Origin of the sequence: Eudoraea algarum (assembly GCF_050589645.1) — a bacterium.
In the GTDB taxonomy this organism is placed as follows: domain Bacteria; phylum Bacteroidota; class Bacteroidia; order Flavobacteriales; family Flavobacteriaceae; genus JBNGOQ01.
Map to the genome: position 1 here is coordinate 416,734 of NZ_JBNGOQ010000004.1, position 25,356 is coordinate 442,089.

Annotated in this window: 26 protein-coding genes; 12 read left to right on the top strand and 14 right to left on the bottom strand. The window is 45.5% G+C overall.

The window, feature by feature from the left end:
• Positions 1-5: 5 nt before the first annotated feature.
• Both ACRD67_RS17040 and ACRD67_RS17045 read left to right on the top strand, forming a co-directional pair.
• Positions 6-899 carry a YitT family protein gene (locus tag ACRD67_RS17040; protein ID WP_430968430.1) on the top strand — a complete coding sequence of 298 codons (894 nt, stop codon included), beginning with the start codon at positions 6-8 and terminating at the stop codon, positions 897-899.
• Positions 900-1,023: 124 nt separating this feature from the next.
• Positions 1,024-1,674, top strand: coding sequence for a thioredoxin family protein (locus ACRD67_RS17045; protein WP_430968431.1), 651 nt, complete (start codon positions 1,024-1,026; stop codon positions 1,672-1,674).
• Here the strand turns inward: ACRD67_RS17045 and ACRD67_RS17050 are convergent.
• The 5 genes from ACRD67_RS17050 to ACRD67_RS17070 all read right to left on the bottom strand — a co-directional run bounded on the left by ACRD67_RS17050 (position 1,657) and on the right by ACRD67_RS17070 (position 5,138).
• On the bottom strand, positions 1,657-2,328 hold the full coding sequence (locus ACRD67_RS17050; RefSeq protein ID WP_430968432.1) for a hypothetical protein: 672 nt from the start codon (positions 2,326-2,328) through the stop codon (positions 1,657-1,659). The genes ACRD67_RS17045 and ACRD67_RS17050 overlap by 18 nt on opposite strands.
• Positions 2,329-2,445: 117 nt before the next feature.
• Positions 2,446-3,153 carry a tRNA pseudouridine(55) synthase TruB gene (gene truB, locus ACRD67_RS17055; protein WP_430968433.1) on the bottom strand — a complete coding sequence of 236 codons (708 nt, stop codon included), beginning with the start codon at positions 3,151-3,153 and terminating at the stop codon, positions 2,446-2,448.
• A gap of 31 nt (positions 3,154-3,184) precedes the next feature.
• A complete protein-coding gene (locus ACRD67_RS17060; RefSeq protein ID WP_430968434.1) occupies positions 3,185-3,979 on the bottom strand; it encodes an undecaprenyl-diphosphate phosphatase in 795 nt (264 codons plus the stop codon).
• A gap of 1 nt (position 3,980) precedes the next feature.
• On the bottom strand, positions 3,981-4,250 hold the full coding sequence (locus ACRD67_RS17065) for a DUF3098 domain-containing protein (protein WP_430968435.1): 270 nt from the start codon (positions 4,248-4,250) through the stop codon (positions 3,981-3,983).
• A 9-nt stretch (positions 4,251-4,259) separates the two neighbouring features.
• Positions 4,260-5,138, bottom strand: a complete 879-nt coding sequence (locus tag ACRD67_RS17070) for a cell division protein FtsX (RefSeq protein WP_430968436.1) — start codon at positions 5,136-5,138, stop codon at positions 4,260-4,262.
• 170 nt (positions 5,139-5,308) lie between these two features.
• Here ACRD67_RS17070 and leuS point away from each other — a divergent pair, with 170 nt between their 5' ends.
• From leuS to ACRD67_RS17085, 3 genes are all read left to right on the top strand, one after another.
• Positions 5,309-8,122, top strand: coding sequence for a leucine--tRNA ligase (gene leuS, locus ACRD67_RS17075; protein WP_430968437.1), 2,814 nt, complete (start codon positions 5,309-5,311; stop codon positions 8,120-8,122).
• Positions 8,123-8,229: 107 nt separating this feature from the next.
• Complete coding sequence (locus ACRD67_RS17080) at positions 8,230-8,487, top strand: SemiSWEET family sugar transporter (RefSeq protein WP_430968438.1); 258 nt, start codon at positions 8,230-8,232, stop codon at positions 8,485-8,487.
• Positions 8,488-8,589: 102 nt separating this feature from the next.
• A complete protein-coding gene (locus ACRD67_RS17085) occupies positions 8,590-9,285 on the top strand; it encodes a zinc metallopeptidase (RefSeq protein ID WP_430968439.1) in 696 nt (231 codons plus the stop codon).
• A gap of 118 nt (positions 9,286-9,403) precedes the next feature.
• Here ACRD67_RS17085 and ACRD67_RS17090 read toward each other — a convergent pair whose 3' ends face one another.
• Positions 9,404-9,874, bottom strand: coding sequence for an Lrp/AsnC ligand binding domain-containing protein (locus ACRD67_RS17090; RefSeq protein WP_430968440.1), 471 nt, complete (start codon positions 9,872-9,874; stop codon positions 9,404-9,406).
• A gap of 48 nt (positions 9,875-9,922) precedes the next feature.
• On the bottom strand, positions 9,923-11,296 hold the full coding sequence (locus tag ACRD67_RS17095; protein ID WP_430968441.1) for a saccharopine dehydrogenase family protein: 1,374 nt from the start codon (positions 11,294-11,296) through the stop codon (positions 9,923-9,925).
• A gap of 83 nt (positions 11,297-11,379) precedes the next feature.
• On the opposite strand from ACRD67_RS17095, the gene ACRD67_RS17100 reads away from it, so the two are divergent.
• Entirely contained in the window at positions 11,380-11,772 is a 393-nt protein-coding gene (locus tag ACRD67_RS17100; protein ID WP_430968442.1) for a DUF423 domain-containing protein, read from the top strand.
• A 64-nt stretch (positions 11,773-11,836) separates the two neighbouring features.
• On the top strand, positions 11,837-13,453 hold the full coding sequence (pckA, locus tag ACRD67_RS17105) for a phosphoenolpyruvate carboxykinase (ATP) (protein WP_430968443.1): 1,617 nt from the start codon (positions 11,837-11,839) through the stop codon (positions 13,451-13,453).
• A gap of 36 nt (positions 13,454-13,489) precedes the next feature.
• Here pckA and ACRD67_RS17110 read toward each other — a convergent pair whose 3' ends face one another.
• From ACRD67_RS17110 to ACRD67_RS17120, 3 genes are read right to left on the bottom strand one after another with little or no spacing between them, the layout of a single operon-like run.
• Positions 13,490-14,236 (bottom strand): uroporphyrinogen-III synthase, encoded by a 747-nt coding sequence (locus ACRD67_RS17110; protein WP_430968444.1) that lies wholly within the window; start codon positions 14,234-14,236, stop codon positions 13,490-13,492.
• A gap of 5 nt (positions 14,237-14,241) precedes the next feature.
• Complete coding sequence (locus tag ACRD67_RS17115) at positions 14,242-14,898, bottom strand: DUF4271 domain-containing protein (protein ID WP_430968445.1); 657 nt, start codon at positions 14,896-14,898, stop codon at positions 14,242-14,244.
• Positions 14,898-16,565, bottom strand: coding sequence for an ArnT family glycosyltransferase (locus tag ACRD67_RS17120; RefSeq protein ID WP_430968446.1), 1,668 nt, complete (start codon positions 16,563-16,565; stop codon positions 14,898-14,900). Before ACRD67_RS17120 ends, ACRD67_RS17115 begins: the two co-directional genes overlap by 1 nt.
• A 131-nt stretch (positions 16,566-16,696) precedes the next feature.
• On the opposite strand from ACRD67_RS17120, the gene ACRD67_RS17125 reads away from it, so the two are divergent.
• Genes ACRD67_RS17125 through ACRD67_RS17135 form a run of 3 tightly spaced genes read left to right on the top strand, consistent with a single transcriptional unit; the run spans position 16,697 to position 19,177 of the window.
• Positions 16,697-17,425, top strand: a complete 729-nt coding sequence (locus tag ACRD67_RS17125) for a polyprenol monophosphomannose synthase (protein WP_430968447.1) — start codon at positions 16,697-16,699, stop codon at positions 17,423-17,425.
• A 1-nt stretch (position 17,426) separates the two neighbouring features.
• A complete protein-coding gene (locus tag ACRD67_RS17130; protein WP_430968448.1) occupies positions 17,427-18,761 on the top strand; it encodes a dihydroorotase in 1,335 nt (444 codons plus the stop codon).
• Positions 18,762-18,763: 2 nt separating this feature from the next.
• Positions 18,764-19,177 carry a DUF4296 domain-containing protein gene (locus ACRD67_RS17135; RefSeq protein ID WP_430968449.1) on the top strand — a complete coding sequence of 138 codons (414 nt, stop codon included), beginning with the start codon at positions 18,764-18,766 and terminating at the stop codon, positions 19,175-19,177.
• Here the strand turns inward: ACRD67_RS17135 and ACRD67_RS17140 are convergent.
• The gene (locus ACRD67_RS17140; RefSeq protein WP_430968450.1) at positions 19,158-20,165 is read right to left on the bottom strand and encodes an NAD-dependent epimerase/dehydratase family protein; all 1,008 of its coding nucleotides are present in this window, start codon (positions 20,163-20,165) and stop codon (positions 19,158-19,160) included. The two genes, ACRD67_RS17135 and ACRD67_RS17140, sit on opposite strands and share 20 nt — an antisense overlap.
• 102 nt (positions 20,166-20,267) lie before the next feature.
• Here ACRD67_RS17140 and tyrS point away from each other — a divergent pair, with 102 nt between their 5' ends.
• Positions 20,268-21,563: a tyrosine--tRNA ligase gene (tyrS, locus tag ACRD67_RS17145; RefSeq protein WP_430968451.1), complete on the top strand. Its 1,296-nt coding sequence runs from the start codon at positions 20,268-20,270 to the stop codon at positions 21,561-21,563.
• Between the two features lie 102 nt (positions 21,564-21,665).
• A complete protein-coding gene (locus tag ACRD67_RS17150; RefSeq protein WP_430968452.1) occupies positions 21,666-23,333 on the top strand; it encodes a formate--tetrahydrofolate ligase in 1,668 nt (555 codons plus the stop codon).
• Between the two features lie 82 nt (positions 23,334-23,415).
• Here ACRD67_RS17150 and ACRD67_RS17155 read toward each other — a convergent pair whose 3' ends face one another.
• The 3 genes from ACRD67_RS17155 to ACRD67_RS17165 all read right to left on the bottom strand — a co-directional run bounded on the left by ACRD67_RS17155 (position 23,416) and on the right by ACRD67_RS17165 (position 25,291).
• Positions 23,416-24,393, bottom strand: a complete 978-nt coding sequence (locus ACRD67_RS17155) for a LuxE/PaaK family acyltransferase (protein WP_430968453.1) — start codon at positions 24,391-24,393, stop codon at positions 23,416-23,418.
• Between the two features lie 62 nt (positions 24,394-24,455).
• The gene (locus ACRD67_RS17160) at positions 24,456-24,782 is read right to left on the bottom strand and encodes a T9SS type A sorting domain-containing protein (RefSeq protein WP_430968454.1); all 327 of its coding nucleotides are present in this window, start codon (positions 24,780-24,782) and stop codon (positions 24,456-24,458) included.
• 200 nt (positions 24,783-24,982) lie between these two features.
• Positions 24,983-25,291 carry a T9SS type A sorting domain-containing protein gene (locus tag ACRD67_RS17165; RefSeq protein ID WP_430968455.1) on the bottom strand — a complete coding sequence of 103 codons (309 nt, stop codon included), beginning with the start codon at positions 25,289-25,291 and terminating at the stop codon, positions 24,983-24,985.
• Positions 25,292-25,356: the final 65 nt, after the last annotated feature.

A 25,356-nucleotide genomic window follows, 5' to 3' on the forward strand; every position in this document is an offset into this window, starting at 1 on the left:
TCCCAATGAAAAAGCGTACCTCAGACAAGGAACATTCGGGCATCGATTTTAAATTGATGCTAAAGGATGGGTTTTTTATCGTATCTGGCATTCTTATGGCCGCTTTTGGCCTGAACGGCTTTTTATTGCCCAATAGTTTTATAGATGGGGGAGCCATGGGAATTTCCCTTCTAATCACGGAAATCTCTCCCCTTCCATTATATCTGCTCGTGGTCTTGGTCAATATCCCCTTTGTTGCATTGGGCTTTAAAGTAATTGGCCGCGCATTTGCCATAAAAACGATTATAGCCATTCTGGGACTGGCACTGGTATTGGCTACGGTGAGTTTTCCAGAGATAACCCAGGACAAGCTATTGGTAGCGGTTTTTGGCGGTTTCTTTCTGGGAGCTGGCATCGGGCTTTCCATCAGGGGGGGTAGTGTGCTAGACGGTACGGAGGTCCTTGCCATTTTCCTGAGCAGAAAGCTGGGCACTACCATCGGGGATATTATTATCGGAATCAATGTTCTTATTTTCTTGGCCGCTGCCTATCTGCTGTCCGTGGAAACCGCACTGTATTCCCTGCTTACCTATTTGGCCGCTTCCAAAACGCTCGATTTTGTGGTGGAAGGAATCGAAGAGTATATCGGGGTAACTATAATTTCCGATAAAAGTGCGGAGATCCACTCCATGATCATAGAAAAATTAGGGCATGGACTAACCATCTATACGGCACGGGGCGGTTACGGCAAGAAGGGTAACCATAATGAATACGATGTGATCTATACGGTAATCACGCGTTTGGAAATCCGAAAACTGAACATTGAAATCTCCAAGATCGATTCCAAGGCCTTTGTGGTCATGAACAGGGTCAATGATACCAGGGGAGGGATGATCAAGAAACGATCTTTGAAGGAGTGATGATATGGATTACTACATACGTGCCGTTTGCTGTCCCGGGGGTGTTGTAAGTTTTCGGCCCTATTTCCTACCAATGTTACCTAAGTTGCATTAGCTTTTATCGGGCGGGCGTAATTTTAGACTCATGAAAACGGAAGTTATGGAAAAATCAGGTCAAACTACAATGGATAGAACAGCTGCGGAGATAATTTCAGAAAGTCTGCCAAAGGCAATAGGGTATGGGATGTACCGCGAGATGGTACATCAACTGGCTTCAGAAGGCAAAACCACAGGGCCGGATCAGACCGCATCCCTGGTCAATTACACCCAATTGAACAATAGGCGTCTAAAGCGTTGGGATAAGACCTTGAGACTTAGTGAGGAGCAGAAGGCGCAAATAACCCTAAGCGAAAAAAAGATGACCTGGTTGGTCCTTACGGAAAGTTGGTGCGGTGATGCTGCGCCGTCCATGCCGGTCATGAATAGGATCGCCGAACTGAACCCAAACATTGATTTCAAGATTTTACTGCGTGATGAAAACCTGGAGCTAATGCACAGGTTCAAGACCAAGGGCGCCCTGTCCATTCCAAAATTGATCGCCTTGGACACAGAAAGTGGTGAGGTGATTGCGGATTGGGGACCAAGATCGGGTGGGGCGACCAAAATGGTAGAAGCGTATAAAAAGGAACACGGTAAATTAAGTCCGGAATTTAAAGAAGACCTTCAACTTTGGTACAATAGTGATAAAGGACAGGATATTCTAAAGGACCTTCTGGAGCTACTTGCCCTGAAATAGATAGGTAATGGTGCCCATTTGGGACGGTCTACTGGAGGCATTAAAACGAGCCTTAAGCGCATATTCAATGGCATTGTCCACTAAACAACCGTTGGAGGTATTGGAGCTTTTTTCATTGAAATCTGCTTCTATCACATAGCCAAGGGCATCCACTTTTATGTTCACTACGACCCTTCCCCCTTCAATACAGGTATAAATAGGGGGCGGCAGATCAAAATTGTGCCTGTCTACCAGGGAAAAGGAAACCGAGGTCTTGCGTTTGGCCAGGTTTTGGGTGCGTTCTTCTTTTTGCGCTTCCCGTTCTCCCAACAACTGCTTTTTTTCCTCTCTCTTTTTGGCCAATTCCTTAAGGTTCGCTGCATAACCTGTATCCGAGCTTAGAAAGTCCTTTGCCTCTTCGGCCTCTGCTTTTTCTTCCATGAGTTCCTCCAAGGTCTTGAGGGGTTCGGGTTCCCCGAGGGTGGGTTTGGCGGCTTCATTATAGGCCATATGACTTTTAACGGGGTCTGCCTTGGCAATTTCCTCCATTAATTTTTCCTGTTCCTTTAGCAGTTCCTCCAAGTCCTCATCGGCCAGTACCATTTCAATAACATACTCCTCCTTTTCCTGGCCGCCCAAATGGATATTGTAAAGCAACAATACAATCAGGGACATGGAAAAGAAAGTTATTAAAAAGGATAACTGTCTTCTATTTAAACTCATAGTGCTATAACCACTTTTTTCCAAAAATATTTTAATATTTCGATGAATGAAAGCATAACGCCCAGGTTTTCAAGGGCTAGAGCCCTTTGCCAGCATTATTTTTTCAAAATCCAATGGGGCTAGTGCCTTATCTACGTTGTAATCCCCTATTTTGGTTCTTCTGAGACCGGACAAATGGGCGCCCGAATGTAGGGCCTTCCCAAAATCATGTGCCAACGACCGGATATAGGTTCCCTTGCCACAAACTACCCTAAAGGTCAGTTGGGGCATGTTTATGCTTGTGATTTCAAACTCGTATATCACAACCTTCCGGGTTACGATTTCCACAGTTTCCCCTTCACGTGCATATTGGTACAGGCGTTTCCCATTCTTCTTCAGCGCTGAGAAAACGGGAGGCTTTTGCTCAATCTCCCCGATAAATTGACGAGTGGCACCATAAATGTCCTCTGGGCCAATATGGGCGGTTGGGAACGTCTGGTCTATCTCCGTCTCCAGATCGTAGGAAGGAGTCGTGGCACCCAGGGTTATGGTTCCCGTATATTCCTTGGTCTGCCCCTGGAGCTCACTGATCTTTTTGGTGAATTTGCCCGTGCAGATCAATAAAAGTCCCGTTGCCAGCGGATCAAGCGTGCCTGCATGGCCTACCTTTATTTTTTTTAAATCGAACTTTTTGCGAATGGCCCATTTAATGGCATTCACAGCCTGAAACGATGTCCAATTTAGCGGTTTATCTATGCAGAGCAGTTCACCGCTTAAGAAGTCCTCCTTAGTTTTCAATTTTATGTTTTATGATACAGGATTTTTTATACTATCCCCAAAAACTGTACCCAATTGCCAGGAATCCGATCAAGAGACAATATACGGCAAAATATGTAAGCTTGCTTTTCTTTACCAGTTGGATCATCCAGGTACAGGCAGCCAAGCCCGCTATAAATGCTGCAATGAACCCTGCCCCCATAGCGGCGGTCTGTTCACTGGCAAAACTCAATTCCCCACTGAGGACGTCCTTGGCAATTTTTCCTATGATCAATGGAACGACCATTAGGAAAGAGAATCGGGCCGCTTTAGTCTTGTCCACCCCCATGAGCACCGAGGTGGATATGGTGGCCCCACTTCGGGAGATACCGGGTAACATCGCAATGGCCTGTGAGATGCCTATGATAAAGGCACTTTGGTAAGTTACTTTTTTTGTCGTGTTCTTGGCCTTGTCCGCAAAGTAGAGCAGCAGGGCCGTTATAAGCAGCATAAAACCTACAAAGCGGATGTTTCCGCCAAAAAAAGCTTCAAGTTGTGCTTCAAAAAAAAGACCGATAATCACTGCAGGAAGCATAGAAACCACTATTTTCAGGGAAAACTGGCATTCCTCGTTCCATTTGAATTGGAAAAGGCCACGAACAATTTCCCAGACGTCCTTTCTGAAAACCACCAGGGTACTCAAGGCGGTGGCAAAGTGCACCACCACCGTAAACAAAAGACTATCCTCCGGGATGGATTCGTCTCCCAGAAGGGCCTTTCCCAATTCTAAATGCCCGCTAGAGGATACTGGTAAAAATTCGGTCAACCCCTGAACGATTCCCAGGAGAATGGCATCGAGCGTATCCAAATTACTTTTTCTTCTTGTGGGGGTTCAACAAAATGGCATAGATTTCAATACCTAGGCCAATGAGCACCAGAGTGGGTGCCAAACGTATCCTTCTAAAGTTGTAGATTTCCTCATTAAATACATTGGGGTCATCGCCACCGCCACCGCTCATCAGGATAAATCCGAGTGCAATACAGGCCAAACCAATAAACATGAACAGATAGTTCCTTTTTTGGAAGATAAATTCAGGTTTGGGCTTTGCAGCGGGATTGTTTTTTTGCTTCTTGCTCATGCTGCAAATTTAGTAATATAAATCGTCTGTCCTAAGGTTTAAAAAACGCTGTGTGGCAAAATACGTGCTTATCAGGGAAATGAGGGCACCAAATACAAAGACACCTACAAACAATAGGGCCAGGATCGTGAGGTCCTGGAAAAGGTTGAGTTCGGGATAATTCCGGTCTACAAAGTACAATAACAGTCCAAGGGCCAACAGGGCCAACAGGGCCCCTAACATCCCCAGTTTTATGTTGGTCCAGATAAAGGGGCGTCTAATAAACCTTTTAGTAGCACCCACCATTTGCATCGTTTTGATAATAAAGCGTTTGGAATAAATGGACAAGCGGATGGAACTGTTGATCAGCAAGACCGCGATAAAGGTAAAAACGGCACTGGCCACCAGGATCCAAAAGCTTATTTTCTTTACGTTGTCGGTTAGCAGGGGGATAAGGGGCTTAAAGTAGCTCACTTCCTCCACATAGGCCTTTGCGGTCAGATCCCCGGCAATTTCCTCAATTTGTTCGGTAGAGACAAAGTCGGCCTTAAGGGTTACGTCTATCGAATTTTTTAAGGGATTGTATCCCAGGTAATCCATGTAGTTCTCCCCAATATCCTCGCTGTGCTGTTCAGCCGCCTCTTCCTTGGATACATAGATGGCCGATCTGGTATACTCGGCCAGGGCAAGGCTTTTCTGCAACTGATCCACCTCTACAGGTTTGGCATTGTCCTTTAGAAAAACGGTGATGGTGATCTGCTCCTTAAAATGGTCCGCCAGCTTTTTGGTATTCAACACCAAAAGTCCAAGAACACCTAATAAAAAAAGGACAAGACCAATACTAAGTGCCACGGAGAAATAAGAAGATATCAGCTTTCGTTTTTGATAGCGTTCAAAAGATTTGCTCATAACGGACAAAGAATACGTAAAAATAGCAAAGTAAATTTAATAACTCCTTTTTGCGATTTGTTTAACAAAGTTTTGTTTCCGGTAGAATAGATAGGATTGTCTCCCCAGGAAACTTTCCCCTTTCGGGGATTAAACTTATTTTTGCGCGGTATACAAACGAAATACGGGTAATGAACTACAATTTCAGTGAAATTGAGGCCAAATGGCAAAAATTTTGGGCGGCCGACCAGACGTTTAAAGCAGAAAACGGCTCCGAAAAAGAAAAATACTATGTGCTGGATATGTTTCCGTACCCTTCGGGTGCCGGATTGCATGTAGGGCATCCCCTGGGATATATAGCCAGCGATATCTATTCGCGCTATAAACGTCATATGGGTTTCAATGTAATGCATCCCATGGGATACGACTCCTTTGGACTGCCCGCTGAACAATATGCCATACAGACCGGGCAGCATCCTGCCATTACCACGGAGGCCAATATAAAAAGATATCGGGAACAGTTGGATAAGCTTGGTTTTTCCTTTGATTGGAGCCGTGAGGTACGTACCGCCGACCCCAAATACTATAAATGGACGCAATGGGTCTTTATACAACTCTTTAATTCGTGGTACAATACCGTTGCCGATTCCGCTCAGGGGATCCAAAGCCTGATCGCCATCTTTGAAAAGGAGGGCAATACCAAGGTGCAAGCGGCCTGCGACGATGATGTTCCGCAGTTTTCCGCCTCGGACTGGAACGGTTTTTCCGGAAAACGGCAACAGGAGATCTTGTTGCAATACCGTTTGACCTATCTGGCCGAAACACAAGTGAACTGGTGCCCGGCCTTAGGAACCGTGTTGGCCAATGATGAAGTGGTTAACGGTGTTTCCGAGCGGGGCGGTCATCCGGTAATCCGAAAGAAGATGACGCAATGGAGCATGCGCATTACCGCCTACGCCCAGCGCTTGTTGGACGGACTGGACACAATAGATTGGCCCCAACCCTTGAAGGATTCCCAGACCAATTGGATAGGACGTTCGGAAGGCGCATCGGTTTCCTTCAACCTTGTGGGGCATAAGGAACAAATTGATGTTTTCACCACCCGGCCCGATACGATTTTCGGAGCAAGTTTCATGACCTTGGCCCCCGAGCACGAATTGGTTGCCAAAATAACTACGCCCGAACAAAAAAAAGACATAGACCGTTATGTGGAAGCTACGGCCAAACGCTCGGAACGCGATCGTATGGCCGATGTAAAGACCATTAGCGGTGCCTTCACAGGTGCCTACGCGGAACATCCGTTTACCAAGCAAACTATTCCCGTTTGGATTGGAGACTATGTTTTGGCCGGCTATGGTACTGGGGCCGTGATGTCTGTCCCCTGCGGTGATCAGCGTGATTACGATTTTGCGAAGCACTTTGGTATTCCCATACCCAACATTTTTGAAGGAGTGGATATCTCCGAGGAGGCCTTCGCCGATAAGGAAAATACGATTATCGGCAACTCCGATTTCTTGAACGGACTTTCCTATAAGGAGGCTGTTCGCAAGGCCATTGAAGAACTGGAAAAATTGGGCCAGGGCCAGGGCAAGGTAAATTACCGCTTGCGCGATGCCGTCTTCAGTAGACAGCGCTATTGGGGCGAACCCTTTCCGGTCTACTATGTGGACGGAATGCCACAGATGTTGCCGGAGGAACATTTGCCCTTGGAGCTGCCAGAAGTGGAAAAATACCTGCCCACGGAAACTGGGGAACCGCCCCTGGGGAACGCCAAGGTATGGGCTTGGGACAGCAAGCGGAATACCGTGGTGGACATTGATCAAATAGACCATAAACAGATATTTCCGCTGGAATTGAATACCATGCCGGGCTGGGCAGGAAGTTCCCAATACTTTAACCGCTATATGGATCCCCATAACCAAGCGGAAATCTATTCCAAGGAAGCTATTGGGTATTGGCAAGATGTGGACCTCTATATCGGCGGTAGCGAACATGCCACCAGCCATTTGCTGTATGCCCGTTTTTGGCAAAAATTCATGTACGACCTGGGTTGGGTCCCCAAGGACGAATTTGCCCAAAAATTGATCAACCAAGGGATGATTTTGGGAACAAGTGCTATAGTTTATAGGGTCAGCGGAACCAATTCTTATGTTTCCGAAGGTTTAAAGGAAGATTATGAGGTAGAGGAACTAAGAATTGATGTGGATATGATAAATGCTTCCAACGAACTGGACATAGAAGGACTAAAACGATGGCAGCCACAATATGAGAAGGCCGAATTTATATTGGAGGACGATAAATATATTGTAGGCCGCGAGGTTGAAAAGATGTCAAAACGATGGTACAACGTCGTTAATCCGGATGCCATTTGTGAGGACTTCGGTGCGGATTCCCTGCGCCTCTATGAGATGTTCCTAGGACCTTTGGAACAGTCCAAACCGTGGAACACGGCAGGTATCACAGGGGTGCATTCCTTCCTAAAAAAGTTATGGCGTTTGTACGTGAACGAGACGGGAACACGGGTTGTGGATACCGAGCCCACCAAGGAAAATCTAAAGACGCTTCACAAGACGATTAAGAAAGTAGCGGAGGATATTGAAAATTTCTCTTTCAACACCTCGGTCTCCACCTTTATGATATGTGTAAACGAGCTCGCGGCCCAAAAGTGTGCCAGTAAGGCCATTTTGGAACCTTTGGCGATACTGGTATCTCCCTATGCGCCCCATATTGCGGAAGAGCTGTGGGAAAAATTGGGGCATACCGGTTCCATAGCCAAGGTGCCTTTCCCCGAGTTTGAGGAAAAGTATTTGGTGGAAAACAGCAAGGAATATCCGATTAGCTTTAACGGCAAAATGCGGTTTACCATGGAATTGTCCCTAGACCTGGGGAAAGAAGAAATAGAGGCTGCCGTATTGGCGAACGAAAAGACACAGCAGCAACTGCAGGGACGAACGCCCAAAAAGGTAATTGTGGTCCCTGGGAAGATCGTAAACATCGTTGGATAAACCAAGGGCGGTGCTATCGTTGCTAATTGGGCATAGTATCCTTTGGTCAAAAGTGGATGTGTTGGCCGATTAACCGGGATTCCAAAGAACCACATAAATTGAACACTATGACGAACGGTATAGAAATCTTGGGACTGTTGGCCGCAACTTTGACTACCGCCGCCTTTGTGCCGCAGGCCTATAAGGCTTGGAAATTTAAATCCACTAGGGACATTTCCCTCACCATGTACCTTGTATTGTTTTTGGGACTGTTGTTGTGGTTTGTTTACGGGCTTTATATCGATAGCTTACCGGTAATCCTGGCCAATGCGGTTACCGGCATGCTGGCTTTTTTGGTCATCCTCTTGAAATTGAGATATAAGTAAGGGTTTGGACATTTTGTCAGCATATAGTGTTCAACCCCCTTTCTGGCGAGGTTTTTGCTTTAAAATAGGGTATATTTATATATGAATTAAAAAGACAACGTTATGATGACATATTATATAATGCTCGGAGCAATCGCCTTGGTGAGCTGGTTGGTGAGCAACAAGCTCAAAAGCAAGTTTAAGCATTATTCAAAAGTGCACCTGCGCAACGGGATGAGCGGTGCGGAAATAGCAGAAAAAATGTTGGCCGATCACGGCATAAGGGATGTGAAGGTGGTTTCTACGCCCGGAATGCTTACCGACCATTACAATCCGGCCAATAAAACAGTGAATTTAAGCGAAGGGGTCTATAATCAGCGCAATGCCTCCGCAGCTGCGGTAGCGGCACACGAATGCGGACATGCGGTACAACATGCCACCGCCTATGAGTGGTTGACCATGCGTTCCAAATTGGTGCCTGTGGTAAGTATTACCTCGGGGATGTCTATGTGGGTCGTTTTTGGCGGACTAATGTTGGGGGCGGCTGCCGGGGTAGGTTTCGGATTTTATATTGCCGTTGCGGGCTTGGTGATGATGGGCCTTGCAACCCTGTTCAGTTTTATAACCCTTCCTGTGGAGTACGATGCCAGTAACAGGGCCTTGGCCTGGTTAAAAAATAAAAACATGGTGAGCCAGCAAGAATATGCCGGTGCGGAAGATGCCTTGAAATGGGCGGCCAGAACCTATTTGGTAGCTGCTCTGGGAGCCTTGGCATCCCTGGTCTACTGGGGACTTCAGGTTTTCGGTGGAAGGGATTAATCCTGGTTAAAAATACAAATAGCAAAAAAACTATCCAAAACATGTTTAGATGTCCGTTCGAGCGCCTGCCTCGGGCACGGCGCTCGATATGACAATCCCAGATTTAAGGCTGTCTTCTCTATATCGTTATTTGTCGCTCGATCTGTTGGTTGAGCGAAATAAAGGTTTCCGTGCGGGATACCCCTTCAATGGGTTGGATTTCCCGATTGAGCACATGCATTAAATGCTCATTGTCACGGCACAATACCTTTATCAAGATCGACCAATTGCCGGTCGTATAATGGCACTCCAGCACTTCGGGAACCTTTTCGAGTTGCTTTACGGCAACGGGATTGCTCATGGCCTTGTCCAGATAAATACCAATATAGGCCATGGTAGTGTATCCCAATACCTTGGGATTGATTACGAATTTGGACCCTGCAATAAGCCCCGATGCTTCCAGTTTTCGCAGTCTTTGGTGAATGGCCGCTCCCGAGATACCGATATTCCTCGCAATTTCAAGAATGGGTTTCCGGGCATCTTGCATTAAGAACCTTAGGATTTTCTTGTCTATGCCATCGATTTTTACGTTTTCGTTGCTCGTTTTCATTTCTAGGTTTCAGTTTTGATATAAATATACCAAAAATACTATCGAACCTTAACTTACAACTGAATTGGGGTTGTAACCCATATAGGGTACCTCGTATTCCTGGAACAGCACACCATGTTCCGTGAGTTCTTCTAGGATAGGCTCGTAGACCTCTTTTTGTATAGGTATTTGGACTCCAGGTGTGCTGATTCGTTTATTAAGGATCAATAGGGTAGCGATAGCTACGGGGAGGCCTACGGTCCTTGCCATGGCGGTATGGGTCCTGTTTTTCCCCAGTACCACCATGTTGGCGTCTATTTGTTTCTTTTCGCCCATGAGCTCGTATCCAAATTTATGGTACATGACGATCATGTCCTTTTCATTGGCGGCCAAGGTCCAACTATCCTCCAAAATTTGTTGCAGCATTTGGGCCGGGGTGGCATTCTTTAAGGAAATGGTCTTGTTGGCATCAAACAGGTTCAATTCCAAAAGCTTGCCCCACATGATATCGTCCTGGTCTATTTTTAGATAATGTCGAAGTTTCAATTCCACGGAGTCCGTTGGGGAATAGGGCAAAAATAGGTTGGTAAATTCCCTATAGGACATGCCTTCCGAATTTTGCACGGTGTATCCGTCATCGGTCATGCCCAGTTGAACGAACATATTCCAGGCCTTGGAAAAACCAACCCTTCGCATAGTGCCTCGGTACAGCGTGTGCGCATCTTTAAGACCATAGGCCTCCCGGTATTTTAGGGAATCCCGGTTGGCATAGGCCTCAAAGGTTCCGTAGCCCTCAATATCCAAAAATTCCGTTCTCCTAAAAAGCTTGTGATAGGGGATGTACTTGTACGTTCCCTCCTGAATGAATTTGGCAGCGCCACCCTGTCCGGCCAGGACCACATTTCTGGGGTTCCATGTAAATTTATAGTTCCAAAGATTGTTATCGCTCTCGGGTGCTACCAATCCCCCTGTAAAGGATTCAAAGAGGACCACTTTTCCGCCATGGCTTCGGATGGTATCAATGATTTGCATGGCACTCATATGATCAATTCCCGGATCCACTCCAATTTCGTTCATGAATACAAGTCCCTTTGCCTTGGCTTGTTGATCTAGCAATCTTATTTCGGGACTGACATAGGAGGCGGTCACCAAATGTTTGCCGAAAGTGATACAATCTTCGGCTACCTTGATATGAAAGCGCGCAGGGAGCATGGATACCACAATATCCGCGTTTTTGACCACCGTCCTTCGGTCGGTATCCTTAAAGATATCCAGTTGTACCACGGTACAGGCCGGATGCGACGCTATGTTGGCCGAAATGCTTTCCGGATGTATATCCGCTATGGTCAAATGAAGATTTTCGTCCTTTGCTTTGTCCAAAAAATAATCCAACAGATAGGAGGTGGATTTCCCCGCGCCTACAACAAGTATTTTCCGCACCATTTGTTTTGTCTAATTTTATACAATAATAACGGCTGCTAAGGTATCAAATTGTTACATTTATCAATAATATACCCTTTCAAGTTATGAACAAAACAATTTTTGGAACCGGAATCCTGTTCGGGACAACGGCAATTCTCTTGGGCGCCTTTGGCGCGCATGGATTAAAGGAATTGGTGGATGCGGAAGCATTGCGGACTTTTGGTACCGGGGTGAGCTATCAGATGTATCACGCTTTATTTTTATTGATCTTAGGTGCGATGCCACAACTCGGGAATAGAGGCAAAATGATTGTATTTTATCCAATTGTTTTGGGGGTGGTATGCTTTTCTTTTTCCATTTATTTGCTGGCAACCAATGGATTGACCGAATTCGATTATAAAAAAATCGCTCTTTTAACACCTTTGGGCGGAATATTGCTGCTCTTGGGCTGGATTGCTTTGGGATTTCGCATTTTTAACGAAAAACGGATGAATTAGGACGGATTTACCCGGTTTCCGTGTTTAAATTTTTTAGTTTTGTGCAAACAATAAACCATTATTTATGAACGCATCCAGCCCAGTTACGAAATCGATTTCGTTAGAAGGATACGGAATTGAAAATGACCGTATTAATTACCAATTGACCCCAGCGGAACTTCATGACATTACCGTCGCCAAAAAAATGGGAAAAGAGGCCACCTCCGGCGCCTTGGCCGTCAATACCGGTGAGTTCACTGGAAGATCTCCCAAAGATCGCTTTATCGTTGAGGACGAGATATCAAAAGACCGGGTTTGGTGGGGAGAGATCAATATCCCTTTTACGCCCGAAAAGTTTCAAAAACTCTACGATAAGGTAATCTCATACCTGAACACCCAGGAACTTTACGCGAGGGATTGTTATGTCTGTGCTGATGCCGACTACCGAATGAATGTTAGGGTAATCAATGAGTATCCATGGTCCAACATGTTCGCCTATAATATGTTTTTACGCCCCACAGAGGACGAACTAAAGGATTTTGAGGCGGAATGGACGGTAATCAACGCTCCTGGTTTTAAGGCCGACCCCGCTGTTGATGGTACACGTCAACATAATTTCGCCATTTTGAATTTTACGAAGAAGATTGTGCTGATAGGAGGTACCGGTTATACCGGGGAAATCAAAAAGGGAATTTTTTCCGCTTTGAACTTTATCCTGCCCGTATTTAAAAACACCCTGCCCATGCATTGTTCCGCCAATGTGGGAAAAGATGGGGATACGGCCATTTTCTTCGGTCTTTCCGGAACCGGAAAGACCACCCTGTCCACCGACCCTCACCGTAAATTGGTAGGTGACGATGAGCACGGATGGACCAAGGAAAACACCGTCTTTAATTTTGAAGGCGGTTGCTATGCCAAGGTCATTGACCTTTCTGCGGAAAAGGAACCCGAAATCCATGCCGCTATAAAAAAAGGGGCTATTCTCGAAAATGTCATTATGGATGGTGATGGGGTCGTTGATTTCAAGGATACCTCCATTACCCAAAATACCAGGGTAAGTTATCCCATCTACCATATTGATAACGTTCAACAACCCTCCATTGGAAAGGATCCAAAACATATTTTCTTTCTTACTGCAGATGCCTTTGGCGTGCTACCACCAATATCCAAATTAACGCCGAGCCAAGCCGCATATCATTTTATTTCCGGATATACGGCGAAAGTTGCCGGTACGGAAGCTGGTGTGGTAGAGCCCATACCGTCGTTTTCGGCCTGTTTTGGGGCGCCCTTTATGCCCTTGCATCCAACCAAATATGCCGAAATGTTGAGTAAAAAAATGAAAGAATCGGGCGTGAATGTTTGGTTGGTCAACACCGGCTGGACCGGCGGCCCCTACGGGGTAGGCACCCGGATGAAATTAGCGTATACCAGGGCCATGATCCATGCGGTTCTCAACGGAGATCTTGGATTGTATACCTATGATACCTATCACCTACATTCCGTTTTCGGTGTGGCCCAGCCCAGACAGTGCCCAGGTGTTCCTACAAGTGTCTTAAGTCCCAGGGCAACCTGGAACAATGATGAGGCGTATTATAAAACGGCCTTTAAGTTGTCCAATGCCTTTCGGGAAAACTTTAAGCGGTTCGAGTCGTATGCCAATGAAGAGATCAGGCGCGGCGGTCCGCAACGCTATGCCTTTTAAAAAAAAGCCTCCCAAATGGAGGCTTTTTTTTTGCTTTTATTTTTTATTGGCCAGCGTAATATACTTCTGGAGCGCCATGGTCATGGAAGGCGTTTCGGGGGTAGGTGCCTTAATATCTATGCGAAGACCGGCAGTAGTAGCAGCGTTTATGGTAGAATTCCCAAATACGGCTATGCGTGTATCATTTTGTTGAAAATCCGGGAAATTCTTTAGGAGGGACTCAATGCCCGACGGGCTAAAGAATACCAGTACATCATAATATACATCCCTTAGATCGGAAAGATCACTGATCACGGTTTTGTAGAAGATACCTCTTTTCCAATCTACTCCCAACTCGTTCAAGGCCTCAGGGACCGACGCTTTGAGCGCATCCGAGGAGGGCAACAAAAACTTCTCCTCCTTATATTTTTTGAAAAGCGGAACCAAATCACCAAAAGCTCGCTTGCCCACATAGATTTTTCGTTTCCGATAGACCACGTATTTTTGGAGATAATACGCTACGGCTTCGGACTGGCAAAAGTATTTCATGGTATCCGGGACCTTGAATCGCATTTCCTCAGCGATTCTGAAAAAGTGATCTACAGAATTCCTGCTGGTGAGTATAATTGCCGTATAATCGTTCAGATCGATTTTTTGTTGCCTAACCGTTTTCGCATCTACTCCTTCTACATGGATAAAGGGTCTAAAGTCTACTTTTACCTTTTCTTTTTCAATAAGTCGCGAATACGGAGAATTCTCCATTTTCGGTTCTGGCTGTGAAACCAAAATCGTCTTTACTTTCATAAACATCAATCTTTTAAGAGGCTTCCGATTATCACAAAGGGTGAAATTTCGAGTGCGCAAAGGTACAAAATAAAATAGAAAAAATTGCCTGCTATGAATTTTTGATGATTTCTAATGACCGTGACCCAGCCGATACAGTTTATCGAAAGAATCAGGAAGATACTTACATAAACCACAGCTTTTGAGTCTTTTAGCACGTAAGTAAGCATTACATTGGCCAAAAACATGACCATGCCACTATAGTTTAAGTAAGAAATCTTTTTAAAGATAAATTCGGAGATGGTCTTGTTGTTGTTAAAAACGAATCCGTTGCCCAATTGCAGTAAGACCTTAATAATCAAAAATACGATCACCAGACCAAGAATGATAAAATAAATGGCCGGATAGAAGGCATCCTCTGGTCTAAAAAGCACATGTCTGGCCAAATAGATAAAAAGCGAAAAATTAAGCACTTGGAAAATAGTAAAAAAGATATGGAACCAGTTCAGCAGCCTGTCCTTCTTGTTGTACATGAAAATATACTTGTTGTTAAAGGGAAGGATAATGAAGTTAAGAAACCGACCATAAAAAATACCCTTTGCTATGACCACAAACAACAGGCTACTAAAGAGTACCAGGGTAATCCAATCAACGGCATAGGTATTTCGTACTATAGGCTCCATCAATCCAAGGGAATACTTTCACTGTTAAGTCCCAAAGGTAGGCTATTTTCCGAGATCACAATTTTGAAATAACCCGGATCACTCTTCTTGGGAATCGGTAAACGGAAGTTGAAATAGGCCGTGTCCCTTGCAGCCACCTGTGTTACATTCTTGTCCAAGGCCTCCATTTTTAAAGGCAGGACTTCCTTTACCTGCTTGTAATCGTTTAAATAGGCAACACTGAACTTGAGCTTTTCCAGGGCTATTCCAAAGGCGTATGGATTGTAAAGTTTTACCCCTAAGGGTTGCGGTTGATCTACCGAAACAGGTACATCTTCCATATAGCACTGTAATTTTCGAAAGGACTCAAAATTTTCCATGTAGACCCCCCAATGCAATACGCCTTTGGGGTCGTGATATGAAATATCGCCGTTTTTTAAATAGCGGGAGATATAGACCACTTTTTGATGTTGGATCTTGGATTCCGAATCGTCTATATCAAATTGGTTTTTTCTGTAGTAGATATTGTTGAGTGAAAAGGAAGGATTTCCTGTGTAGAAGGTATACATGGGAGCCTGTCTATAGGAATTTTCAAAAACTACGGGAAGATTGCCCACCTTGGATGCCAGAGTCTGCACCAATTCCTTGTTCCCATGTGATTCGTACACGATGGGAAACAAGGGCTCAAAGATTAATCCCAATCGCAGGTAAAACAGTACAAGGAGGTTCACGATGCCCACGCGCCAAATCCACTTTCTTACCGTATCGTTCTGAAGCATATGGTTAAAAACGACCAGGACCATAGGAATGGAGATGACAATGATCCACTGGGTCTGTACCCGTCGGTTAAAACTTGAGATAAAAAAGAAAAGGACGGTCCCATAGATCAAATAGAGGAGGGCCTTGGTGAATTTGTCCTTGGCCCGGGTACGGAACAAACTTAGGTACACCCATGGGAATATCAGACCAAAAATGGCAATTAGACCAATCAGAAAACCCAGGGTAAAATCCCCAAATTCATAGGCACGATTGGGCCGCTCAAACAGATGGTACCGTATGGTCACAAAATCGTTCTGGTACAACCACATAAAGTGGGGGGTATAGCAAAGCAGCGCCACCAAAACAGCAAGCCATGCGTATTTATTGAAGACCAATTTAATATTGGAAAAAAGCACAAATAGGATCACCAAGACCGCATGGTACTTGCTGTACATCAAGGCGGCCATCACTATACCCAATGCAATACTTAATGCCGCAGATGGTTTTTCAATGAACTTTTTGTAACACCACAAAAAGAGCGCGGTAAAAAACAAGAGCGGCGTATCGGGCAAGGTAAAGAATCCATAGGCGTTTAAGAGGGCCATGGACAGAGCGAGGACAAAAAAATGGGGAACAAAGTTCTTTTTTTTGGGATGGTCTACCAACAACCACAGAAGGAGTAAGGTTCCCACGGACAGGACACAGCTTGCAAAGCGCACGCCCAACTCCCCCTTAAAGAAAAAGCTACTGATTTTTATCATCAGGGCCACCATCGGTGGGTGGTCAAAATAACCCCAGGCGAGTTCCTGGGCATAGTGCCAATAGTAAGCTTCGTCAAAAATGAGTCTGGTAAAAATGCTCTGTAGTAGATTCAGTACAAGTAGGGCGGCTAGAAGATAAACAAAAAGCCTGGGAAGTTTTGGTATCATCTAAGGTCATTGATTCGCTCCAAAATTACAAATTATATGCATTGTGAAAGCTTTTAAAGAAATGATAAAGTGCTTTTAGGATTTCTTTACAGATTTTAAAATAGTATTTTTGTCCGCATCAGTAGAAGTCAATGACGGACAGCTTAGTTATAATCCCAACATTCAATGAGATCGAAAACATAGAGGCCATTATAGGGGCTGTTTTTGATTTGGACAAGGATTTTCATGTCCTGGTGGTGGACGATAATTCGCCCGATGGAACCAGCGCTAGAGTGCGCGAGCTCGAAGACCGTTACCCGGGCAGGCTGTTTCTTGAGGTGAGAACGGAAAAGTCCGGATTGGGAACCGCATACATCCATGGATTCAAATGGGCCATAAATCGAAAATACGACTATATCTTTGAAATGGATGCCGATTTCTCGCATAGACCGGACGACCTGCCAAGACTGTACAGAGCATGCGTTAACGGGGCCGATGTGGTCGTAGGTTCCCGCTATAAAAAAGGCGTCAATGTGGTCAATTGGCCGTTATACAGGGTTCTTCTGTCCTACGGAGCGTCCTTTTATGTCAAAATTATTACAGGAATGCGGGTGCACGATCCCACGGCGGGTTTTGTCTGTTACCGGCGAAAAGTTTTGGAAGATATTGATTTGGATTCCATACGCTTTATTGGGTATGCATTTCAGATCGAAATGAAGTTTAGGGCACATTTGAAGAAGTACAAGATCGAAGAGGTCTCCATCATCTTTAGGGATAGAGAGAAGGGCAAGTCCAAGATGAGCTCTGCCATTGTATGGGAGGCTATTTTTGGTGTAATTACAATGAAATTGGGCAGTTTGTTCCGAAAAAGGAAGTTTTAGGATGGGAAAAACACTGATAAAGAACGCTAGGGTAATTAATGAAGGCACCCAACAGCTATGTGATGTACTGATACAGGATAAGCTCATCCAAAAAATAGGAAGGGAGATCAGCGCTAACGGAGCTACGGTGGTAGACCTCAATGGAAATCCCCTCTTGCCCGGACTTATTGATGATCAGGTGCATTTTAGGGAACCCGGACTCACCCATAAGGGGACCATCGCCACGGAAAGCAGAGCTGCAGTGGCAGGTGGTATTACAAGCTTCATGGAACAACCCAATACCGACCCGCAGACCACTACGATCGAAAAACTGGAAGCAAAATTTGCCTTGGCGGCCAATTCGGCCTATGTCAACTATTCCTTTTTGTTCGGAGGCACCAATGACAATCTGGAGGAACTCAAAAAACTGGACAAGAATGCCTGTTCAGGGATAAAACTATTTCTAGGGTCGTCTACTGGAAACATGTTGGTAGATGATGAAGCGGTGATCGAAAGGATATTCAGCAGTACCGAAATGGTCATATCCGCACATTGCGAGGATGAGCAGACCATACGAAAAAATCTGGCCGAATACAGGGAACGGTACGGAGATGATATCCCCATGAAGTACCATCCGGTGATCCGAAGTGAAGAAGCCTGTTACCTGTCGTCATCCAGGGCAGTGGCCCTGGCCAAAAAGACCGGCGCACGTCTGCACGTTTTTCATGTTTCCACCGGGAAGGAGACCCAGCTGTTCAGGAACGACATACCCCTGGAAGAAAAGAAGATTACCGCTGAGGTATGCATCCACCATTTATGGTTTGCCCAGGAGGATTATGAAAGCAAGGGGGCACATATTAAATGGAACCCGGCCGTGAAATCGGCAGATGACAGGGCGCAACTATGGGAAGCGCTATTGGATGATCGCATAGATGTGCTGGCCACGGATCATGCACCACATACGCTCCAAGAAAAGGACAATGTATACACAAAGGCTCCTTCCGGTGGCCCCTTGGTACAACATGCGCTACCCGCCTTGTTGGAAAACTACCATCGAGGGAGGTTGTCATTGGAAAAAATTGTGGAGAAAATGTGCCACAATCCAGCAAAATTGTTCCAAATAAAAAAGCGGGGATTTGTGCGTGAAGGATGCTATGCCGATTTGGTCGCGTTAAATTTGGATGACCCCTGGCAGGTAAAGCGGGAAAATATAGCCTACAAATGTGGATGGTCTCCCTTTGAGGGAAATACCTTCAGGTCTAAAATTACCCATACCTTTGTAAATGGACATTTGGCTTATGAAAACGGAAACTTTTCCGATAAAAGAAATGCCGAAAGATTAACTTTTGATCGCTAGCTATGAAACCTGTCATTTTTCTACTGTTGATGTTTGTGCTCGGCTCCTGTGCGGAAAAGGTGATTGAAAAACCCGATGACCTTATTGGGGAGGATCAAATGACTTCCATACTTTACGACCTGGCCATTATAGGCGCTGCCAAAAAAACAAATGCCACCCTTTTGCAGGAACACCATATAGAGACCATGCCCTACCTCTATAGCAAATATGACATAGACAGTGTGCAATTTGTGGAGAGTGATAGATACTATGCGTCCCTGCCCGAGGTATACGAGAAAATTTATACCTCAGTGGAAGCGAGGTTAAAAAAAGAAGAAAAGGAGGCAACGGAGGCCAAGGAAAGACGCAATGATAGTATAAGTACTGCCAAACAAAAAGCTGCACTAAAAAAGAGGACTAAGGATTCTCTTCCTTAAATCGGGCACAGCAAAAGTGCAGTGTTTCTTCCAAAGGTTCAAATTCAAATCCAAGTGCACCCTTGATTTTTTCTGTGCTATAAAACTCTTGTTGACGTAGCGAATCAACGGCGATCTTGGTTAGTACCCTGCCTTTTTTGACAAGGAAATGTCGCAACCAATCCAATCGCCATAAAATTTCCAATTGCCAAAATTTTAAAGCCAGTCGTGGTGGGGCTACACCCAGAGATTTTGAAAACCGCTGCAGAATTTCCCTATAACCCAGGTTTTCGCTCACCGCGATAAAGCGCTCATTTTTAACCGATGACCGCATTAAAAGAACCATCATTCGCACGGTATCATGCACGGTAATGGTTCCAGAACCACCTGGAGGATAAAACCTTTGCCCCTTGGCCGCCATTCTGAACAGACGACCACTACCGTTGTCCCAAAACCCAGGACCAATAATCAGGCCGGGGTTTACCATAACCACATCCAAACCTTCCTGTGCACCCCGCCATACTTCCATTTCGGATCTATATTTGGAGAGGGCATAGACATTGGCATCAAGCTCTGTCCATTCATTTTCCTCGGTAGCTGCAGAACCCAGAGGACTTTTTCCGATAGCGGCAATGGAACTCACGTAACACAGTTTCCCCACCTTATTTGAGAGACAGAGATTTACGATATTGGCGGTGCCCTCGATATTGACCTTGCGCATTTTTTCAAAATCGCCGGGATCAAAGGAAATCAATGCCGCACAATGATACACGAAGCTTACATCCGTAAAGGCGAGTTCCAAGGCGGGGATGTCCGTAAGATCCGCTTCTACCCACTGGATTTTTTCAAACAAGGGTTGGACCTCATCACGATAATAGGAAAAAACTTTTTTTACCTTTTCCAAATCGCTTCCCTTTCTGTGGATTGCCCGTACGGAAGGTTCATTTTCCACCAAATGCAGCAAGAGATGCGAACCGACCAATCCTGTACCGCCCGTGACTAAAACCATATACCAAAATTAGGTAATTGCTGGGGATATATCCTCTTTTTGTACGGTGTAAAGCAGTGTATTTCTTTTATATTTGCAGCAATTATTTAAAGGAGATTACCAATGGCTTCAAACTTTGTCGAGGAATTGAAATGGAGGGGAATGCTGCACGATGCAATGCCCGGTACGGAAACGCACTTACAAAGCGGGATGCAATCGGCCTATGTTGGGATCGATCCCACGGCAGATTCCCTGCACATCGGACATTTGGTAGGGGTGATGATGCTACGGCATTTTCAATTGGCGGGCCATAAACCTTATGCCCTTATTGGGGGAGCAACGGGTATGATCGGGGACCCCTCTGGCAAATCCACTGAGCGCAACCTGCTGGACGAGACCACGCTCAGACGTAATGAGGACGCACTGAAGGAGCAATTGTCACGTTTTTTGGATTTTGAAAGTGATTCCGATAATGCCGCCGTTTTGGTGAACAATTACGACTGGATGAAGGACTTTTCCTTTCTGGATTTTATCAGGGATGTTGGGAAGCACATTACCGTAAATTATATGATGGCAAAGGATTCGGTAAAAAAACGTTTGTCTGCCGAGGCCAATGAGGGCATGTCATTTACCGAATTCACTTATCAACTTGTGCAGGGGTACGACTTTCTCTACCTCTTTCAAAACCACAATTGCACCCTACAAATGGGCGGAAGCGATCAATGGGGCAATATTACCACGGGCACGGAACTCATACGAAGAATCGGAGGCGGCAAGGGTTATGCACTTACCTGTCCGTTGATTACCAAGGCCGATGGGTCAAAATTTGGAAAGACGGAAAGCGGCAATGTCTGGTTGGATGCCCAAAAGACATCCCCGTACAAATTTTACCAATATTGGTTGAACACCTCTGACGCGGACGCGGAAAAATATATCAAGATTTTCACTTTTTTACCCAAGACCGAGATAGAGAACCTGGTAGTGGAACACGGGGAGGCGCCCCACCTGAGGGTGTTGCAAAAACGTTTGGCAGAAGAGATTACGGTCATGGTGCATTCCCAGCAGGATCTGGACAACGCCATAAAGGCCAGCAATATCCTTTTTGGAAAATCTACTTCCCAAGACCTCAAGGCCTTGGGCGAAGCTACTTTCTTGGATGTTTTTGAAGGGGTGCCCCAGGCCGAAATACCGAGGGAAGATGTGGAAAACGGACTGGATATGATCGGAGCATTAGCCGCCAAAACGGGATTTTTGGGGTCCAATGGGGAAGCCCGAAGGGAGTTAAAACAGAATTCCATTTCGGTAAACAAGGAAAAGGTAAGGGAAGATTATCGGATTACCACGGCTGATTTGATCAGTGACAAATATGTGCTCCTACAGCGAGGTAGGAAGAATTATTTTGTTTTGGTGGTCCACTGATATACCTGCTAGGTTGCCATACTGAAAAGGACTGCCTTTTTACTTGGTCCCTTAGTGGGCTTTCTGTTTGTAAACCCTAATATTAATTTATACCACATTGATATGAGCGACCTGGAGATTGCTAAAAAAGTAGCCCTAAAACCCATCACCGAAATTGCCGAAAAGTTAGGACTTCAGTCAGACGAAATTGACATGTACGGAAAGTACAAGGCCAAATTGCCCTTGCATAAAATGGATGTGGAAAATTCCACGAATAGTAAGCTAATCTTGGTTTCCGCCACCTCGCCAACCCCAGCTGGCGAAGGAAAGACCACTATGTCCATTGGGCTCTCCGAAGGCCTTAACCGCTTGGGCAAGAAGACTACGGTGGTGCTTAGGGAACCTTCCCTGGGCCCTGTTTTTGGGATAAAGGGCGGGGCCACGGGGGGTGGATATAGCCAAGTACTGCCCATGGAGGACATTAACCTGCATTTTACCGGTGACTTTGCGGCCATTGAAAAGGCGCACAATCTCCTGGCGGCACTTATTGACAACAATGTACAGAGCAAAACCAATTCACTGGGGTTGGATGCGCGCACCATTTCTTGGAAAAGGGTACTGGATATGAACGACAGGGCCCTTAGGCGGATTATCGTGGGCCTTGGCGGCACTGGCTCTGGAATACCAAGGGAAACCGGCTTTGATATTACGGCTGCCTCGGAAATTATGGCCATTCTCTGTCTTGCAGATGACCTGGAAGACCTTAAGAAACGGCTGGGCAATATTTTTATAGGATACACCTTTGACAGGAAACCGATATACGCCAGGGATTTGAAGGCCGAAGGTGCAATGGCAGCCCTGTTGAAAGATGCTATTATGCCCAACCTGGTGCAGACTATTGAAGGTAATCCGGCCATCATACACGGTGGCCCGTTTGCAAATATCGCCCAAGGCACCAACTCGGTAATCGCCACGAGAATGGGCCTGTCCTTTTCCGAATATACGGTCACCGAAGCAGGCTTTGGATTTGATCTGGGCGCAGAAAAGTTCTTTGATATCAAATGCCAGAGCGCAGGATTATCACCAAAGGCCGTGGTATTGACCACTACGGTTAGAGCCCTGAAATATCATGGAGGCGCTTCCTTGGATTCCTTGACCATACCCGATACGGCAGCCTTGGAAAAGGGAATCCCCAATTTGGAGAAACATGTGGAAAATATTCTACGCTTTAAGGTACCTCCTGTAATTGCCATTAATAAGTTCGTAACCGATACCAAGGAAGAGATCGAGTTGATTATTGCTGCGGCCAATAAAATGGGTGTCCCTGTAGCTTTGGCCGAAGTGTGGGCCAAGGGAGGGGAAGGATCTGCAGATCTTGCCCAAAAGGTCATTGCCGCGGCAGAGAACAACAATACCGACTTTACCCCCTTGTACGATTGGGAGATGGACGTGCAAACCAAGATAACTACCATTGCCACAAAAATATACGGTGCAGAACATGTGGATTATACAGCAAAGGCCAAAAAGGACTTAAAAAAAATTGCGGACCTAGGTCTCGAAAAACTCCCTGTTTGTATTGCTAAGACACAGAAGTCACTATCGGATAATCCCGCTTTGTTGGGCCGCCCAAAGGATTTTATCATAACCGTACGGGAAATTGAAATAGCCTCGGGGGCAGGTTTTTTGGTTCCCATTACCGGCGATATCATGAGAATGCCAGGTTTGCCCGCGCACCCGGCTTCGGAAAGAATAGATATTGACCGTGATGGACATATCACCGGACTGTTTTAGTGCCCGATGCACCTTTGCCAAAAAAACTGTTCTAGGCTCGACGCCAAAGACGGTATGGTCGGAAAAGGGCACTGAAAGTCACTTATAACACCATAAGATTACATCCCCGGATGTCCGAATGGTCAAATCTGCCGATTACCTCAAAACTACCATCGGCATATACCCTTCCCAGGTCCTGAGTGGCAATAAAGGAACAGGAGTTTACATTTGCCAGATCGATTACATTGATACCGCCTGTCTTTCCTATTCGCTGTAAGGCAAAGGGGTCTTCGGTATCCCGTACCAGGATTTTCATCCAAGGTGGGCATTTAAAAATTCCGTTGCCCTGAGAGTAGGCCTGCGACAGTAATTCGGTCATCCCGTATTCCGAATGGATAGCGTTGACACCAAACCCTTTCTTGAGCGCCGTGTGCAGCTCCTCACGGATTAATTCCCTGCGCCTGCCTTTCATTCCGCCAGTTTCCATGACCACGGTATGCTTCAGATTCAAGGTGTGCGTTTCCGCCATCTCTAACAGGGCAAAGGAAACCCCGATCAGCAATACCTCTTTTCCATCGGCGTCCAACCGGGAGAGGGTCGCTTTAAGGCCCTTCTGGTCCTTGAGATAAAAACCGCTTTCCGGATGGCCGCTTTGTTCAATAAGGTCGTTCACCATATAAACCAAGGAGGAACCCTCGCGTTCCAGATAGGATGGCAACAAGGCCAGGACACAATAGTCGGAAATGTCGCCGTAAAAAAGCACAAAGGACCTTTGGTAACTCCGTTCATACAATTTTAGATCGATCACATGGTGTTGGCTAACCTGGTTGCCCGTAGTGCCACTGCTGGTGAAGGTGATGTTGACAGGTGCATTTCCGGATATCACCTGTTTTGATTTAAAAAATTCTATGGGCAGGAAGGGGATGTCGCTTACCCCCTTTACGTTGGAGGTAGTTTTTCCCAGGTGCTCACAAAACTCTCGGTAGATGGGATTGTTCAGATATTGAAACCTAAAAATTTCCAGGGCCTGGAACTCAAATTTCCCTGGGGTATCAATATCAAAAATTTTGTGGGTGTCCATGCTCAATTTTACTACCGTAAATGTAATAAAATAAAGCCCGGAAGACAGCGCTGGGCAGCGGGCTATTTAACCACCAATTTCCTGGTGATTGTACTGCTGTTCTCCGTAATCTGCATCATGTAAACACCGGGTACCAATTTAGAAATGTTGAGCACATTTGTAATCATACGGTGGCGCAGCACAATCTCACCGAATACGTCATACACCGTGATGTCCTTACTGTCGTTTTTCTTGGAAGTGATGTACACTCGGTCCCCAAATGCAGGGTTGGGATATAATTTGAAGCCCACGATATCCCCGTTCAGGGATACTTGGTTATCCTCTACCTCTTGTCCGGATACTACTAGGGTAAATGCTGCCAATAGCAGGGTCAAGTAGATTTTTTTCATAGGTGTTGATTTGGGAGCAACAGGGTAAATATAGGGAATGCCCTTAGGGGCCGCCACAAAATGTTGTGAACACCTGTTTTTTGTAGGTAAAACCGAACCACAGGTCCGTTCATCGATTTTTTTAATCATTTAGTCGATAACTGAGCTCCTGCTCGGCGAGAGCATGGTGTTATATTTCTCTGAAATGAAAAAAGGAAGGTTTACTTGATGATCAGCTTTCGGGTGGCCACTTTGTCCTTTTCAAAAACCCGGAGTACATATACCCCTTTGTTCAAATCGGTTAGGCTCAATTCTGTGCCCAAAATCGTGGTTTCCAATACCCGAGTGCCCAAAACATCGTAGATCAATATGTTTTTAGGGGCATTCTTTGTGGTGCTGATATATACCTTGCCATTGGTCACCGGATTGGGATAGAGTTTAAATCCATCAATATCACCCGAGCCCTGGGCTTGCTGTCCAAAGGCTAAAGAAGAAACAAAAAGGAATACAATCACGTAAAAGTGCTTCATTCGTAGGTATATACGCCAAAGATAATAATTTTGACCTTTGGCAATCACAATTATTCGATTAACTG